This window comes from Snodgrassella sp. (genome assembly GCF_024103505.1).
GTDB classification, from domain to species: Bacteria; Pseudomonadota; Gammaproteobacteria; order Burkholderiales; family Neisseriaceae; genus Snodgrassella; species Snodgrassella communis.
The window spans coordinates 11180-28780 of the sequence record NZ_JAGGIJ010000005.1; the positions used below are offsets into that span (position 1 = coordinate 11180).

The window sequence follows — 17601 nt, forward strand, 5'->3', positions numbered from 1 at the left end:
ACCTACGCATACTGGGATCAAAACCCAGTGTCTTAACCACTTGACGACTCCCCAATGCTTTTGTATTAAGCAATTGGCTGGGGAGGTAGGATTCGAACCTACGCATACTGGGATCAAAACCCAGTGTCTTAACCACTTGACGACTCCCCAACAACACACATCATTGATAAAACGGATGCTTCGCTAGCGAGGCAACACAATACGCCTGATGCGCGTAAGAAACTTTATTGTAAACAGCTTGTGCTGCATTTTCAGAATCGAAGGACAAAAATACACATGCACCAGAACCACTCATCATTGGTGAACCGTATTCAGCCAAAACATCAAATGCTACTTTTACTGCTGGATACTCAGCTAAAACAACACTCTGCATATCATTGCGCCAATGCTGTTCTGCTTGAAAGTCTGGCATTATCCTTGGCTTGGAATCACGTGTCAAGTCTTTATGTGCAAATATTTTCGGTGTGCTGACGTGCACAGGAGGCTTGATAATCACATACCATTGTTTCGGCAAGATTATCGGGCTTAAATCCTCACCAATACCGCGAGCAAATGCACTTTGTCCAAAAATGAAAAAGGGTACATCTGCACCTAATTGCACTCCGAGCTGTAATAGTTGGGTCTTATTCAGTTCAAGCTGCCACAGGCGGTTGAGTGCCATTAGAACTACTGCTGCATCGGCACTGCCACCACCCAGCCCACCACCAATGGGAATCTGTTTGTCCAGCCAGATGTCCACTCCCAGCCGAGTAGCGGTATGACTACGCAGTAGCTGTGCTGCACGCACGCATAAATCCTCTTCTGGTGCGATACCGGCAACTGGTGTATGCAGTTTTATGCTGCCAGTACGGTTTATTTTGAACCAGATTTGGTCATACAGTGTAATCAGGGTAAATATGCTTTCAAGTAAATGGTAGCCATCAGCACGCCGGCCGACGATGCGCAAATCAAGGTTAAGTTTGGCTGGTGCTAGAAAGTGATGAGCATCAGCAGCTGGCTGTAAATTATTCATGTTGTGCTAATTACTAAATTCAGGAAGTCTTTGACGCAATTCACATTGCGATGATGTCTGACTGGGCGCGTCTGTGTATTCATCAAACACCAGTTTGATATCAAAGCGCGCGTTATTTAATTGAACAATTCGTGGATTATTGCTGTTATTTTGCAGCTGGCGCTGAATTATCCAGCCTGACTGTTTCAGCTTACCATCTGGCAGTAACTGGTAAGGTTCGTCAGCAATCCAGTAACCTTGTACCCACTGATTCAGGTGATCAAATGGTAGTACAAAACCAAGCATACGCTGACTTAATTCTTCTATGCTGCTAGCGGTGATAATCTGCCCTTTGCTATTTTCTGCAATCACTCCTGTGTTATCACGACACAAAACCCCTACGCTGTTTCCCAAAGGCGTTTTGACTTCTATGGTTTGTACTGTGCCTAAATTCTGCCAGCTAAAGTTGGCATAGGTACCTTTGCCTTGATCTTTGATAGCCAACCGGCCGGAACTGTCAAAACTGGAAACGGTGTTTTCATAACCAGCCTGCCAGTCTGAAGCTGCTGTTATTTTTTCCGACATCAGACTATTGCAGGCACTTAAAGCTAAGCTAAGGATGGATGCTGTTATGTATTGGCGTTGTTTATGCAAAAATGAATGCATTATTTTCCACTCCGATAATCATGATGGGGTTTATTGTAACGATATGGTCAGCAACTGTATGTACTTTGAGTGGTTAAATTTCTATTATATTTAAATTAATAGCCGCCGTTTACACGATATGTGTACGGCAGCTATTTTGGCGATATTGCTGGATAATCAGGCTGGCAGATTAATTAGGCCTGTAAGGCTCTCCTACTCACTGGTCTGAGTTTGATCAGGAGGTGCAGGTAAGCTTGCCGGACTGATTGCAAATTTTTTCAAAGTCTGCTGTAAGACTTTCTGGTCTGAATTTTTATTAGCCAGCCCTTGAGCCCAGATTTGCCGTGCCTGCTCCTGTTCCCCCTCTTGCCACAATACTTCACCCAGATGTGCCGCAACCGTGCTTTCCGGCAATGCCTGATATGCTGAGCGCAGGAGCGGTAAGGCTTTTTGGGGATCGCCATTAAGGTAATAAGCCCAGCCCAGACTATCCTGAATCGTTGCTGATTTTTTGTCCAGCTGATGCGCATGTTGCAGAATAGTTAATGCCTCTGCCCAGTAGCGTTTTGACATACTCAGCATGGAATAACCCAGTGCATTGAATCCGTCTGCATCTTCAGGTTTCAATTTTGTATAGGTACGAAAATCGTTTACTGCTTTTTTCGGCTGATCCAGCTCTTCTGCATAAGCAAGACCACGCATATACAGGATCAATTCCACTGTTTTGCTGTTATGTGTGGTGTTGACAAGCTGCTGTGCTTCTTTTAGTTGCTGTGTCAGTTTTCGTACATAGGCTCTTGGTGTGAGTATTTTTCGATCAATGTAACTTGAAAGTACAAGTATACTAGAATCATCGAAAATTTCCGGTGGCTGTTTGCTTTGATTTATACGCTGTAACCATTGCTGAGCTGCTGCTATATTGTTTTGCTCTATTTCCATTATGCCCATCAGATAGGCTTTATCGGTAGCAAATTTGTCATCTGTAACTTTGTTTAACCATTCACGTGTGGCAGTCTTATTTTTATTGAGATAAAAATAATATGCTGCTACCAATGCTGCTTCGCTGCGCTGGCTAGCATTACCCACCTGAACTGCCTTATTGACGTTATCGACAAGTGCTGGTGTGTTTGCATCATTAACATCTAATGTGCTGGCCTGCCGCAGATAAAAGTCTGCATCCACCTGAGCTTTTTTTGTTTTTGCTGCAGTCAGAGGTAAGCTAGCAGGCTTGATTCTATGCTTGTTCAGAATTTGGTTCAGAACTTTATGATCGCTTTTTTTGTTAATCCACCCCTGAGCCCAGATTTGACGAGCCTCGTTTTGACGATCTAGCTGCCAGTAAACTTCACCCAGATGGGCTGCTACTTCACTCTCGGGCTGATGCTGATAAGCATATTGAAGTAAAGGCAGGGCTTTGTCTGCATTCCCATTGAGAAAGTATGCCCAACCCAGACTATCATTAATGGCCGGAGACTGGCTGTTTAGTGAATAAGCCTGTTCTAGTAATTTCTGCGCTTCTGACCAGTTTTCTTTAGGCATGCTCAGTAAGGTATAACCTAACGCATTGAGACCCTCTACCTGATCAGGCCGCATCTGGACAAAGCGGCGCATATCTGCCACTGCTTTGGCCGGTTCGTTAAGTTTATCCGCATACAATAGTCCTCGCAGCAGTAGTAATGGCGGAATATCCAGCTTCTGCGCTTTGGCATCGCCCTGCTCGGCTTTTGCCAGCATTCTGTTCAGATATTGTTCATACTGGCGGTTTGTAAGAGAGGAGCCGTTTATAAATGTTTGCAAACGCAATAAATCTCTGGCGCTGAAAAATGTGCCCTGTTTGCTGCTAGACTGAGCTTTGTTGAGCCATTTTTGCGCTGCTGTCCAGTGTTTTTCTTCGGCTTCAAGTGAGCACATCATGAGTGCCTGATCAAAGACAAACTGCGGATCATCTGCTTTTGCTGCCCATGAACGGGAAGCAGACAGGTTATGCTCATCGTAATAGCGCATGGCTACCATTATTGCAGCTTTACTGCGCTGATTGCGATTACCTAGCTCGGCGATTTTCTCTGCATAGGAAGCAATTGTAGCTGTGTCTGCTTTCTGGCTAACGGCCAGAAAAGCGGCCTGCAAATACAGGTCTGCATTTTTACTTTTAGCCAGTAATGGGTGTAATGTTTGATATGCCTCCTGCAATTTGTTATTTTTAATCAGTAATTCTATATAAAGGCTTTGCCATTTAGCTGGCATGGTATCGACGCCGGTCTGCTGATAGAAGTTCAGCAGATATTGTGGCTGTTTGAGATTAATGAGATTCAGGGTGAGCTGAGTGGCAGGAAAGATGTCTGTATCCAGACGAAGTAATGCTTGCAATGCTTTAATAGTCTGCTCTTCATGGGCGCCAGTTACGCCATAGATAGCATCGGCAATTAATGCTTCTGCCATTTCTGGATGTAAAATCGCTGTTTTGTGAATCGGAGCATTCAGTTCATCAGTGGCATTCAGATTGTTTAACCGCAGTTGTGCCAGTTTTAAGAACAGCCGGCGCAGCTGGTAATCGTTGACATGAGACAGAACTGCATCTGTGTTTTTCAACACTTGTGCTATATCATTTTTGGCTATGGCCAGTTCCCACATCAGACGCTGTCTGGCTGGCGTTTCTGTTGGTTCGATTTGCTGCCAGCGATCTGCAATGGTTTGCGCCTCTGTAATTTTATTGGCATTCAGTGCCATTTCCATAGCCCGCTCGGCTACCTCTGGCTCCTGCGTATGTTCAAGCATGCGCATGTCAGCAGCCAGTGCACTATCGGTTTTACCCTGTGAATAGGTAAGCTCACTGGCAAACAGAGTAAAAATATCATTGGCACGCCCGGCAATGGCCAGACGCCGTTGTGCAGATGCGGCATCATCTGGAGCGGTAATTTGTTTTACCCGCTCAATTCTGGTTTGAATCAGGGGAACAGATGTCTGCTGCTTCTGCGTGCTGTTTGCATTGGCCATACTTGCAGCAAGTAAACTCAAAATGATCGGGGTAATGCGATGAATCCGATGAGGCATTAAACTTCTCCATGTATGCTGATCAGTTATCGTATGCACTGACTTATAAAACAAATAACAATTTTTTGCCTGTTCTGCCAACTATCTCAGGCATGTCTGCTACCTATTTTGGGATTAAACTATTAAGGTAAAATAGCTTGCTACTTTAACACAGACATTTTTGAGCTGCGCATGATTTATGCCAGTTTTATGTAGCTAAAGCCTATATAATTTATGCTTTCAAATTTATTTTCACGATGTTATTGTATCAATTTTATTCTGGATTTTATCACTAAACTATGCCTGAACTGCCTGAAGTAGAAACCACTCGGCGTGGAATTGCTCCTTTTATTGTGAATCAGACGATTTCACAAGTAGAGGTACGTCAACCACGTTTACGCTGGCCGGTAATGAGTAATCTGGGTTCCCAGCTTGAAGGTGAAAAGGTTTTATCAGTCAAACGACGGGCTAAATATCTGTTAATAGAGCTGGCTTCAGGTACATTAATTATTCATTTAGGCATGTCTGGCAGTTTGCGGGTCTTTACTGATTTGAGCGCGCCACCTGTACAAAAACATGATCATCTGGATATTGTTTTTACTAATGGTACTTTACTGCGTTTTCATGATCCTAGACGCTTTGGCGCGGTTCTGTGGTTTTCTGGGGCGATTGAACACCATCCTTTACTGGTTAATCTGGGTCCGGAGCCGCTAAGTGCTGACTTTAATGCTGACTATTTAGGGCGAAAACTGGCTAAACAGAAGCGTGCGATTAAGTTAGCAATCATGGATAATAAGACTGTTGTTGGTGTCGGTAATATTTATGCCAATGAGGCATTGTTCCGCACTGGCATTCACCCAGCTACTACTTCTATGCAGTTGGATAAAAGGCAGATTATTGCTCTGACGGACGCAATTAAACAGATATTACAGGAAGCGATTACTGCCGGAGGCAGCACTCTGCGCGATTTTGTGAATAGTGCTGGCAAAAGTGGCTATTTTCAGCTACAACATGTTGTATACGGGCGAGCTGGAGAATTGTGCCCGCAATGTGGACATCCGATTGAGAAAATGGTTTTGGGGCAGCGCAGCAGTTTTTACTGTCCTCAATGCCAGCGATAATGATTAAATAACAATGACAAAATCAGAATATACTTCTTTGTTTACCCGCTGTGCGCGTATTTTCAAACTGGCCTTATGGCTGAGACAAACTATCAGGCGCGTAAAGCGTTTCAAGAATTTAAATGCAACTGAACAGAATAATGAATTAGTTTCAATTGCACACGATTTATTGCACATTTTGCACATTGAAGTAAAGTCTGAACAGGCAATGCCAGACACTGCCAGTATGCCATGGCTGACTGTTGCCAATCATGTTACCTGGCTGGATATTTTTGTCTTGATGGCCTATATTCCCGGCGGCTTTATTGCTAAACAAAGTATCAAGTCCTGGCCGGTATTGGGTAAGCTGGTTACCAATGGTGGTACCGTTTATATTAACCGGTTATCACGGCAAGACATTAATCCGGTTATTAAGGCTATAGTACAGGCATTGCAGGCAAATAAAAACGTTCTGTTTTTCCCTGAAGCTTATACATCTGAAGGGCTAACGACGCTACCGTTTAAAGCTGCTTTGTTTCAAGCAGCCATTGATGCTGACAGGCCGGTAATGGCAGTAGCAATACGTTATTATGATATGCATGGACAGCGCACACCGAAAGTAGCTTTTGTTGGTAAAACCACTTTGCTGCGCAGTCTGTGGAATATTGTTTCTATGCCGGAAATCAGGGTAAAGGTGGATTTCTCCGCATTACTGAATACTGCGGATAATAAAAATTCTGATCGTTTCTGCCTGAAAGATCAGGCCGAAGACTTTATTCAAGCGAAAATACTTAGCGATAGCCCAATAGAGTGCATGGCTTCGACAGAAAATATATCTTCTCAATAATGATGATCTGATATTTTATTCAGTAATAAATTACCTACGGGGACAAACGCTGTTTAATCCATGAGTTATTTTGCTGTATATACTGTATACGGTCATGTAAACGGCTTGGCCGTCCCTGCCAGAATTCGACCAGCTCAGGCTGAACGATATAACCTCCCCAATGAGGCGGTCTCGGTACATTGAGCAGATATTTTGCACTCAGTTTGGCTGCTCGCGCCATCAGTTCGGTTTTACTGCTGATAACTGCACTTTGTTCACTTGCCCATGCACCAATGCGGCTGCTGTATGGCCGGGATTGAAAATACGCATCGGAATCTGCTGGGGGTAATGGCTGCACTATTCCTTCAACTCGTACCTGCCGTTCCAGTTCCGGCCAGAAAAATGTCAGTGCTGCATAATGATTCTGGCTTAATGCACGGCCTTTACGACTAAGATAATTGGTAAAGAACACGAATCCCTGCGCTGTCACTTCTTTTAAGAGTACAATGCGCGCATTAGGACGGCCACGCTGGTCAACTGTGGCAATATTCATGGCAGTGGGTTCATTCACTTTGGCATGCATAGCTGCCGTTAGCCACTTTTGGAATTGTTCCAGTGGGTCGGCACTGCAATCTGCCTCGTTGAGTGACTGTTTGCTGTAATCCTGACGAATATTGTGTAAATCCAGATTATTCATAGTGTTTATTGATACATGCAAGAAATATATTTATATGGCCATCAGACTTGATCAGCTGCTTTTTCGGCATCAATAGCGTATAATCGCTCAATTTAACAGCTTTATGTTTAATTGAATGTAAAGTCTGATTGGCAATCATCCTACCCGCGATAGCGGGCAAACGCAAATTACTTCAGGTAACATGTCCTTAACCGTTATCGGGCTCAATCACCAGACTGCTCCTATTTCTGTGCGTGAACGTTTGGCATTTCCGGCTTTCATGCTGGCAGAGGCCTTATCTGCGCTTGGCAGTGAGATTAAAATTGCGGAAGCGATGATTTTGTCTACCTGTAACCGTACAGAAATCTATTGTATTGGTGACGCAGCTACAGTCGTACAGTGGCTATCCAGCTACCATCAATTACCACTGGCTGAATTTGCGCCCTATTTATATCAGTTCCATGACAAAGAAGCTGTACAACATGCCTTTCGGGTAGCATGTGGTCTGGACTCAATGGTTTTGGGTGAGCCACAGATTCTGGGACAATTGAAAGAAGCCGTGCGCATAGCGCGTAGCCAGCATACGCTGCATCAACATCTGAACGCTTTATTTGAAAAAACCTTTGCCGCAGCAAAAGAAATTCGCAATGAAAGTGCAGTTGGTGAAAATTCGGTGTCTATGGCTGCTGCCGCTGTAAAAATGGCCGCCCAGATTTTTCCGGATATTTCTGCATTGAATGTTCTGATGGTAGGTGCTGGTGAAATGATTGAGCTTGTAGCTACCTATTTTGCCGCCGAACATCCACGGCGGCTGACAGTACTCAATCGTACGCTGGCGCGGGCGCAGGAATTATGCAGCAAGTTGAATGTCGGAGCAGATGCGCGCATTTTAACTGCTCTGCCTGAAATTCTGGCTGAATATGATGTAGTAGTTTCTTCTACAGCCAGTCCGTTTCCGGTAATCGGCAAGGGTCTGGTAGAACGGGCACTTAAACAGCGACGCGGCATGCCTATGTTTCTGCTTGATCTGGCTGTGCCACGCGATATTGAAGCCGAAGTTGGAGAACTTAATGATGCTTATCTGTATAGTGTTGACGATATGGTCAATATTGTACAGCATGGGCAGGCTGCCCGACAGCAGGCTGCTGCCACTGCTGAAAAGATGGTTGCTAATAAGGTTGCAGAATTTATTGCTTGGCAACAAACCCGTAGAAGTGTTCCCTTAATCTGTGCATTACGCAGCCAAGGAGAAGAGCAGCGGAGCAAGGCTGTAGCCAAAGCTCTGCGCAGGCTTCGTAAAGGCACATCTATCGAAGAAGTATTGCAACGTTTAAGCCACGAGCTGACCAATAGTCTCTTGCATGCACCAACTAGAGCATTGAATAAGGATAGCCAGCAGCACCCTGAGCTGGCTGAAGCCATCAGCCTGATTTATCACCTGCACAGCGACAACCGGCAGCATTAGCCGGTTATGCCATATCGCACTTCTACTACACCAGCCAACGCAGTTTTGATTGACTAATAACTTATTTGAATACGGAACACCAGATGAAACCTTCATTGATAGAAAAGTTACAGCATCTGACTGAGCGTCTGGAGGAAGTAACGGCTTTGCTGGCTTCCCCTGACGTCACCAATAACATTGACGAGTATCGTCGCCTGACCCGCGAACATGCTGAGCTTACGCCGGTAGTAGAAACCTATCGCCAGTATACGCAGGCAGAAACCGATTTGGCCGCTGCTGAGGAAATGCTTGCAGACCCTGAATTAAAAGAATTTGCAACAGAGGAAATCAGCAACGCACGAGACCTGATTACTCAACTGGATAGTGAATTGCAGAAGTTGCTGCTACCAAAAGATGAAGATGACGATAAAAATATTTTTATTGAAATCCGTGCGGGTACTGGTGGCGATGAAGCAGCTTTGTTTGCCGGTGATTTACTGCGCATGTATACCCGCTTTGCCGAACGTATGGGCTGGCAGGTAGAGATTGTGTCTGCCAGTGAAAGCGATCTGGGTGGCTATAAAGAAGTTATTGCACGCATTGCCGGTATGAATGTTTACAGCCAGCTTAAATTTGAATCTGGTGGGCATCGGGTGCAACGTGTGCCTACTACTGAAAGTCAGGGTAGAATTCATACTTCAGCCTGTACCGTTGCCATTATGCCCGAAGCTGATGAGGTAGCCGAAGTACAATTAAATGCTAATGATCTGCGTATTGATACTTTCCGTGCTTCCGGTGCCGGCGGTCAGCATATTAATAAAACCGATTCAGCAGTGCGTATTACCCATCTGCCTACCGGAATGGTGGTGGAATGTCAGGATGGGCGCTCGCAGCATGCTAATAAAGCACAGGCGATGCGTGTGCTCGCTTCCCGTCTGTATGAGCAGCAGAAACATGCAGCCCATGCCAAGGAAGCGGCAGAACGCAAAAGCCTGATTGGCAGTGGCGACCGCAGTGAACGCATTCGTACTTATAACTATCCGCAAGGCCGGGTAACCGACCACCGCATTAACCTCACCTTGCACAAGCTGGACTTTATTATGGATGGCGATTTAAGTGAACTGACACAGGGACTAATCGCCGAACATCAGGCTCAACAACTGGCACTACTGAGTAATGCCAGCTAAAGCAGCCACAAAAAGCTGTTCTGGATACCAGAGCAGCTTTTTGGTTTATATACCCGGCAGCCATGTATTGAGGCTGCTGCCATAGAATAAAAACCAGATTGATGCAATGGCAAGCACAATTCCAGCAGCATTCAAACCATTAATTTTTTCCTTAAATACAAAAGCACCAATAATGGTAGCCAACGTAATCACTCCTAGATTCATGCCGGCAAATACCAGCGAAGGATCCTGCTGAAACTGCTGATGGGCACGGATGTAAAAAAGAATATTAGCGAAGTTCAGACAACCCAATAATAAACCGGCGAGGATACTGGCCGCATTCCAGACCGTTTTGCGCACACAAAGATAGCCTGTAATTAAAATAGCTGCCAGAATAAATGCTACCTGTAAAGTTGGGGCAAAGGCTGTGCCACTTTTGGCCATTTGTTTAAACAGTATGTCTGTTGTACCGTAACAAAGCCATACACCAAACAAATAGCCTGCGGTTTGAAAAAAACCACCCTGCTCCTTACTTTTGGCAGGACTATGCCGGTAAAGTAGTGTCAGCAGAGCCATCAAAGCCAGCGCAATTCCAATAATCTTGTTAGTACTCAGGCTTTCACCAAAAAATACGAATGCAGCTACAATGGGCAAAAACAGCGACAGGCGCTGTGCCGCATCGGTTTTAACCATTCCTGCCAGCTCAATAGCCCGCCCCAGTACAATAAAGCCCAGTGGTAAACCAATCCCCAATGCCAGAAAAATAATCCAGTGACCGGCGTATTTATGCCAGTTAGAAAAATCCGGATGTAGAAAAAACCAGCTGCATAATGCAGCCACCGGATAATTGACTGCTACTGCCTGCGCAATATCCACTCCGTTTCTGCGCGCCAGCTTCAATAATACGGATACTGAAACACTACATAAAATACTAATAATCAGAAAATACATTTTCTCCCCCCTAAAATAGATTCAGACCAAAATCAGCCATGTATGCAGAAATTTAAAAATCAAAATCCGCCTGTATCCATAATTGTTCCATCAGCCTGTCATTTTCATTACCTGCCTGCTGAGCCTGCAACAACAACTGCTCCAGCTTGCGCCGGCGCATGGCACATAAACGCAGTACATTCTGCTTTTGCATATCAGACAAGCGCAACCAATACAGACGTTCATTGCGGCTACGCAAGCAACCTTTGCAATAGCCCTTATGATTACTTTCACACACTCCACGGCAAGGGCTGGGAATGACAAAGAATTCTAACTGTTCCATCGCACAGATTCCTGTGTTCCACTACAGGGCAGCAATAGCAGCCAGCACCTGCACCTAATCATTATGGCTGGATAAGGCAGACAATAATTTTGGTGCATACTCCGGCATAATTTAGCCATTTTAATACAAGCAGACAACCTGATTTTGCTAAAAATTCCACGAAAAGCAGAGTAAATGTTATAATTCAAGGTTAATTTACCATCTAAATAGCTAATACAACTAGGTTACACACCCCCATGAGTAAAAAAATTCGTAATATTGCCATTATCGCACACGTCGACCATGGCAAAACCACACTGGTAGACCAGTTATTGCGTCAATCCGGTACTTTCCGCGCCAATCAGCAGGTAGACGAGCGGGTAATGGATAGCAACGATCTGGAAAAAGAGCGTGGCATTACCATTCTGGCCAAAAATACCGCCATCGAATACGAAGGCTATCACATTAATATCGTTGACACACCGGGACATGCCGACTTTGGCGGCGAAGTAGAACGCGTACTGGGCATGGTAGACTGTGTATTATTGCTGGTAGACGCACAGGAAGGCCCCATGCCACAAACTCGCTTTGTGACCAAAAAAGCGCTGGCACTGGGACTAAAACCTATCGTGGTTATCAACAAAATTGATAAACCCAGTGCCCGTCCAAGCTGGGTTATCGATCAGACTTTCGAATTGTTTGACAAACTAGGTGCTACCGATGAACAGCTAGATTTCCCCATTGTATACGCTTCTGGCTTATCCGGCTTTGCCAAGCTCAATGAAGAGGATGAATCCAGCGACATGCGCCCGCTGTTTGATACCATACTGAAATATACCCCTGAGCCATCAGGCGATGCAGATAAACCACTGCAATTGCAGATTTCCCAGCTTGATTATGATAACTACACTGGTCGTCTGGGTATTGGCCGCATTCTGAACGGACGTCTTAAACCCGGTCAGGTAGTAGCTATCATGAATGAAGACCAGCAGATTGGTCAGGGACGGATTAACCAGTTGCTTGGTTTTAAGGGCTTGGAACGCATTCCTCTACAGGAAGCTGAAGCGGGTGACATTGTCACCATTTCCGGTCTGGAAGATATTGGTATCGGTGTGACTATTGCCGACCGCGAACAGCCTCAGGGCTTACCCATGCTCAGCGTGGATGAACCCACGCTTACCATGGACTTCATGGTCAATACCAGCCCGCTGGCTGGTACCGAAGGTAAATTCGTCACCAGTCGTCAGATTCGTGAGCGTTTACAGAAAGAATTGCTTACCAACGTGGCATTGAAAGTGGAAGACACTGCTGATGCTGATGTTTTCCGCGTTTCCGGCCGTGGTGAACTTCATCTGACAATTCTGATTGAAAATATGCGTCGCGAAGGTTATGAACTGGCAGTTGGTAAACCTCGCGTGGTTTTCCGCGAAATTGACGGCGTAAAATGTGAACCCTACGAAAATCTGACTGTGGATGTAGAAGACAATACACAGGGTGCGGTAATGGAAGAACTGGGTCGTCGCCGTGGTGAGCTTACCAATATGGAAAGTGATGGCAAAGGACGCACTCGTCTGGAATACCGCATTCCTGCTCGCGGCCTGATTGGTTTTCAGGGTGAATTTATGACCATGACTCGCGGCCAAGGTCTGATGAGCCACGTATTTGATAATTATGCGCCGGTAAAAGCCGAAATACCCGGCCGTCGCAACGGTGTACTGGTATCGCAGGAACAAGGGGATGCCGTGGCCTATGCCTTATGGAATCTGGAAGACCGTGGCCGTATGTTCATCAACCCAGGCGAAAAAATCTACGAAGGTATGATTATCGGCATTCACAGCCGTGATAACGATCTGGTAGTTAACCCGCTGAAGGGCAAAAAACTGACCAATGTACGTGCCTCTGGTACAGACGAAGCAGTACGTCTGACACCGCCCGTACTGATGTCTTTGGAAGCTGCAGTCGAATTCATTGATGATGATGAACTGGTAGAAATCACCCCACAAACCATCCGCCTGCGTAAACGTTACCTGAGTGAACAGGAACGACGCAAACACTTTAAAAAGCTGGATTAAATTCAGTTATTTATGTAGAACAGGCAGCTTTGACGAGCTGCCTGTTTTTAAATCCGCGTAAATACATTGGCAAACAATACTTTTCTTCCCATCAAATCATCTTATCATCACCTATATCATTATTTAGTTCAGACATTATTTTGATAGCAAAATCAGAAATACCATTTCAGACAGCAACCCTCAATTTCTAACGCTTAGATTACATAATTTTTATTTTTCCAACAAAACTTACTCTTGTTTGTAAAAACAGCATCCCCCATCTCAGTATTCGTTATTTTATTCTTGTAAGGACTAAGTCGCATGACCGCAGTATTGGTAATACTGGCTATTATTTTATTGCTTATTGGCCTATTAGGCACAGTCATGCCCGCTTTACCCGGCCTGCCCTTAATGTTCGGCGGAGCTTGGTTACTGGCATTAAGCAGCGATTACCAGATAATGGGTGCAGGAACATTGATTAGTCTGGGTATTTTAACCATACTGGGCTGCACCATGGATTATATGGCAGGTATGCTTGGCGCTAAGCATTGCGGTGCGAGTAAAAGAGCCATCTGGGGTGCATTTATCGGTGCTATTATTGGCATGTTTTTTGCCGTACCCGGTATGATACTTGGCCCCTTACTGGGTGCAGCTGCCGGGGAGTTTATTGCCAGACGTAATCTGATGGCAGCCGGCAAAGTGGGACTAGCTACTGTTATTGGTCTGGTTCTGGGTGTTGTAGCTAAAATCGGCTGTGCATTCGCCATGCTCATAACCATTGCCGTAATGTATTTGTATCATTTTATTAATTTTTAATTCAATCAGTTCTCCGGAAAAACAGGTTATGGCTACAATATTTAAACAAATACTGTAGCCATTTATCAGATATCTTGCTTCTATTTACCAGCAATTGGATTTAATTGCCTGCCAGTACACCCTTGCCTTATCATAGTCTGTCCATAAATATTGGCAATCAAATTAATTATTACGTATAAAACTGAAATTATGCCCTCCGTTGCCCCTTTTGTACTGCCTCAAACCAGTCAAACTGCGTTCTGGCCAGATTTAAACGCTGGTAGTTTGCCATTGCTGTTAAGCAAACATTTACCTGAAAAAAAACTGAAAATTATTCTTACTGCCGATGCCGAACTGGCAATTCGCATTCAGTCAGCTTGGCAATTTTTCGACCCGTCAGCACGGATAGTATTCTTTCCCGACTGGGAAACGCTACCATACGAGCACTTTTCTCCCCATCAGGAACTGGTATCCGAACGCCTCAGTACCTTATGGCAATTAAAAAACGGATTAGTTGATGTTTTACTTCTTCCGCTGGCCACAGCAATGCAAAAAATTGCACCACCTTCTTTTTTGCTTGGTCGCACTTTCTGGCTGAAAACCGGTCAGCAATTGGATATAGAGGCACTTAAGCATAGCCTGATTGAAGCTGGCTATAATCATGTCACCCATGTTGTCGCAACAGGCGAATTTGCCACCCGTGGCGGTATTTTGGATATTTTCCCGATGGGCAGCGAAATACCTTTTCGTCTGGATTTATTTGATAACGAAATTGACACCATTAAAACTTTCGATGCCGACAGTCAGCGCACATTAAGCAGTGTAGATGAAATCCGCCTGCTTCCTGCGCACGAATTTCCTACCGATAGCGATGCACAGAAAATTTTTCGTAGTCGCTTTCGTGAAGAAATCAGTAGTGATGCCCGCAAGGCAACAGTATATGCTGCTGTATCTGAAGGCCACTTCGGAGCAGGTGTTGAATATTACCTGCCATTGTTCTTTGAAGAAGAATGTGTCAGCATTTTCGACTATATACATGAAGATGCCATTCTGGTCTGTCTAGGGGATATTTATAATGAAGCTGCCCGCATCTGGCAGGATGTCAAACAGCGTTATGCTCTGGCACAAGGCGATCCGGCCTATCCGCCTTTAGCACCCAGTTATCTGTATTTAAGCGAAGACCAGTTTGGTGCACACATTAAAACTTATGCACGTCTGATTCCGCAATTAAGCGCAGAAAATATTTATACCCTGCCCGGTGTCGCAGTAGACCGTCAAGCAGACGACCCCTTACATGCACTTAAAAATTTTTTAAAACAATACACTGGTCGGGTACTGATTTGTGCCGAAAGCCTCGGGCGGCGTGAAACCATGCTGAACTTCATGCGCGAGCACAACTTGCAACCTAATGTAGTAAACGGCTGGCAGGATTTTCTTAATGGCAGCACCAAATTGTGCCTTACTGTCGCACCATTAAGTTATGGTTGTCTGCTGCCAGAACAACAATTAGCCATCATTACTGAAGCCGATTTATACCAATATGTTGTACGCGGTCGCCGTACACGGCGCAAACACAGTGCCATTTCCGACGGCATGCTGCGTGATTTAGCCGAAATCAAAATTGGCGACCCTGTTGTTCACGAACAGCATGGTATTGGCCGTTATCTGGGTCTGGTTACACTGGATTTAGGCGAAGGCGCCAGTGAAATGATGCTGCTTGAGTACGCAGAAGGTTCACAATTATACGTACCCGTTAACCAGCTGCAATTGATTTCACGTTATGCAGGCAGTGCCCATGAAAATGTCAGCCTGCACAAACTTGGCCATGGCGCGTGGGATAAAGCGCGCCATAAAGCGGCTGAAAAAGCTCGTGATACCGCGGCAGAACTATTAAATCTGTATGCTCAGCGGGAAGCTCAGCAGGGACACCGCTTTAGTTTAAATGAAATGGATTATCAGGCCTTTGCTCATGGCTTTGGCTACGAAGAAACCGAAGATCAGGCGGCTGCGATTGCTGCAACAATTAAAGATTTATGTGCAGAAAAGCCCATGGATCGGCTGATTTGTGGCGATGTAGGGTTTGGAAAAACCGAAGTGGCCTTACGTGCAGCCTTTGTTGCCGCCATGGCCGGTAAACAAGTAGTGGTTCTGGCTCCGACAACACTGCTTGTGGAGCAACATGCACAAAATTTTGCCGATCGCTTTGCTGATTTTCCCATTAAAGTAGCTCAACTCTCTCGTTTTAATACTAGTAAACAGACACAGGCTACACTATCCGGTCTGGCTGACGGTACAGTAGACATCGTGATTGGTACGCACAAACTGGTACAGCCAGATGTTCATTTCAAAAATCTGGGACTGGTTATCATAGATGAAGAACACCGTTTCGGAGTACGGCAGAAAGAACAGTTGAAACGATTACGCGCAAATGTCGACGTGCTTACCCTGACAGCCACACCGATTCCGCGCACCTTAAGCATGGCACTGGAAGGTTTGCGTGACTTTTCACTGATTACTACCGCCCCCAGCCGTCGTCTGGCAGTGAAAACTTTTGTGCGCCAGTTTAGCGATGGTTTAATACGCGAGGCTGTAATGCGTGAGCTGAAACGTGGCGGTCAGGTATTTTTTCTGCATAATGAAGTTGATACCATAGCCAACACACATGAAAAACTCAGTACCTTATTGCCCGAAGCGCGCATCGGTATTGCCCACGGCCAGCTACGAGAACGCGAGCTTGAACAGGTAATGCGTGATTTTCTCCAGCAGCGTTATAACATCTTACTGTGTTCAACCATTATCGAAACAGGAATTGATATACCTAATGCCAATACCATTATCATTGAAAGAGCAGATAAATTTGGTCTTGCTCAGCTACACCAACTGCGTGGTCGCGTAGGCCGCTCTCATCATCAGGCTTATGCTTATTTATTGGTACCGGAAGCGATGACCAAAGACGCGCAGAAACGTCTGGAAGCCATAGAAATAGCAGATGATTTGGGTGCAGGTTTTACTCTGGCGATGCAGGATCTGGAAATCCGTGGTGCAGGCGAAATTCTGGGCGAAGGACAGTCTGGTGAAATGATTCAGGTCGGTTTCACTCTATATACAGAAATGCTCAAACAGGCTGTACGTAACCTGAAAAAAGGCCGCGAACCTGATTTAGATGCGCCATTAGGCATCACCAGTGACATCAAACTGCATAGCCCGGCTTTACTGCCAGAAAGTTATTGCCCCGATATCCATGCCCGTCTTGTGCTTTATAAACGTCTGGCCAGCTGTGAAACGATAGCCGAAATAGACCAGATACACGAAGAACTGATTGATCGCTTCGGCCTACCAGAGCCTGCTGTTTCCACCCTGATAGCCAGCCATCATCTGCGCATTGAGGCAGCCAGTCTGGGCATTGATACGATCGACGCCAGCAGTGAGGCCATTACATTTACTTTTGGTAAGCATCATCGCATCAATCCAGCAACCATTGTGGCAATTATGCAAAGTGACAAAAACTACCGTCTTGTTGGTGCCGACAAACTCAGAGTTAATATTGCCATTGAAGATGTCATGCAACGCGTACAGATAATCAAAAACATCATGAAGCAGCTTGCTGTTGATGCAGGCTAAGCCA

At 45.2% G+C, this 17601-nt stretch carries 13 protein-coding genes and 2 tRNA genes (1 of these 15 running past the window's edge); 7 read left to right on the forward strand and 8 right to left on the reverse strand.

Going from position 1 to position 17601, the window contains the following annotated elements; translation table 11 throughout:
• The 5 genes from J6578_RS06190 to J6578_RS06210 form a co-directional block, all read right to left on the reverse strand.
• Positions 1–54 (reverse strand) — tRNA-Gln (locus J6578_RS06190) (it extends 122 nt beyond the left edge of the window).
• Positions 55–74: 20 nt separating this feature from the next.
• Positions 75–150 (reverse strand) — tRNA-Gln (locus J6578_RS06195).
• Positions 151–160: 10 nt separating this feature from the next.
• Positions 161–1012: a 4-(cytidine 5'-diphospho)-2-C-methyl-D-erythritol kinase gene (gene ispE / locus J6578_RS06200; RefSeq protein WP_287954121.1), complete on the reverse strand. Its 852-nt coding sequence runs from the start codon at positions 1010–1012 to the stop codon at positions 161–163.
• 6 nt (positions 1013–1018) lie between these two features.
• Positions 1019–1657, reverse strand: a complete 639-nt coding sequence (gene lolB / locus J6578_RS06205) for a lipoprotein insertase outer membrane protein LolB (RefSeq protein WP_287954122.1) — start codon at positions 1655–1657, stop codon at positions 1019–1021.
• Positions 1658–1849: 192 nt separating this feature from the next.
• Complete coding sequence (locus J6578_RS06210; RefSeq protein ID WP_287954123.1) at positions 1850–4687, reverse strand: tetratricopeptide repeat protein; 2838 nt, start codon at positions 4685–4687, stop codon at positions 1850–1852.
• 278 nt (positions 4688–4965) lie between these two features.
• Here J6578_RS06210 and mutM point away from each other — a divergent pair, with 278 nt between their 5' ends.
• Positions 4966–5787 carry a bifunctional DNA-formamidopyrimidine glycosylase/DNA-(apurinic or apyrimidinic site) lyase gene (mutM, locus tag J6578_RS06215; protein ID WP_100149488.1) on the forward strand — a complete coding sequence of 274 codons (822 nt, stop codon included), beginning with the start codon at positions 4966–4968 and terminating at the stop codon, positions 5785–5787.
• 13 nt (positions 5788–5800) lie between these two features.
• Positions 5801–6613: a 1-acyl-sn-glycerol-3-phosphate acyltransferase gene (locus J6578_RS06220; protein ID WP_093090304.1), complete on the forward strand. Its 813-nt coding sequence runs from the start codon at positions 5801–5803 to the stop codon at positions 6611–6613.
• A 34-nt stretch (positions 6614–6647) separates the two neighbouring features.
• On the opposite strand, the gene pdxH is transcribed toward J6578_RS06220, so the two are convergent.
• A complete protein-coding gene (gene pdxH / locus J6578_RS06225) occupies positions 6648–7280 on the reverse strand; it encodes a pyridoxamine 5'-phosphate oxidase (RefSeq protein ID WP_287952760.1) in 633 nt (210 codons plus the stop codon).
• Between the two features lie 190 nt (positions 7281–7470).
• Between pdxH and hemA the strand changes: the two genes are divergently transcribed.
• Both hemA and prfA read left to right on the forward strand, forming a co-directional pair.
• The gene (hemA, locus tag J6578_RS06230) at positions 7471–8733 is read left to right on the forward strand and encodes a glutamyl-tRNA reductase (RefSeq protein ID WP_239423667.1); all 1263 of its coding nucleotides are present in this window, start codon (positions 7471–7473) and stop codon (positions 8731–8733) included.
• 83 nt (positions 8734–8816) lie between these two features.
• Complete coding sequence (gene prfA / locus J6578_RS06235; RefSeq protein WP_093090299.1) at positions 8817–9899, forward strand: peptide chain release factor 1; 1083 nt, start codon at positions 8817–8819, stop codon at positions 9897–9899.
• Positions 9900–9944: 45 nt separating this feature from the next.
• On the opposite strand, the gene J6578_RS06240 is transcribed toward prfA, so the two are convergent.
• The gene (locus tag J6578_RS06240) at positions 9945–10829 is read right to left on the reverse strand and encodes a DMT family transporter (RefSeq protein WP_287954124.1); all 885 of its coding nucleotides are present in this window, start codon (positions 10827–10829) and stop codon (positions 9945–9947) included.
• A 52-nt stretch (positions 10830–10881) separates the two neighbouring features.
• Entirely contained in the window at positions 10882–11151 is a 270-nt protein-coding gene (locus J6578_RS06245) for a DUF1289 domain-containing protein (protein WP_239364067.1), read from the reverse strand.
• A 236-nt stretch (positions 11152–11387) separates the two neighbouring features.
• On the opposite strand from J6578_RS06245, the gene typA reads away from it, so the two are divergent.
• The 3 genes from typA (at position 11388) to mfd (ending at position 17597) form a co-directional block, all read left to right on the forward strand.
• Positions 11388–13202 carry a translational GTPase TypA gene (typA, locus tag J6578_RS06250; RefSeq protein ID WP_037407586.1) on the forward strand — a complete coding sequence of 605 codons (1815 nt, stop codon included), beginning with the start codon at positions 11388–11390 and terminating at the stop codon, positions 13200–13202.
• 300 nt (positions 13203–13502) lie between these two features.
• Positions 13503–13997, forward strand: coding sequence for a DUF456 domain-containing protein (locus J6578_RS06255; protein ID WP_100150431.1), 495 nt, complete (start codon positions 13503–13505; stop codon positions 13995–13997).
• A gap of 189 nt (positions 13998–14186) precedes the next feature.
• Entirely contained in the window at positions 14187–17597 is a 3411-nt protein-coding gene (mfd, locus tag J6578_RS06260) for a transcription-repair coupling factor (RefSeq protein WP_287954125.1), read from the forward strand.
• The last annotated feature ends 4 nt before the right edge of the window (positions 17598–17601 follow it).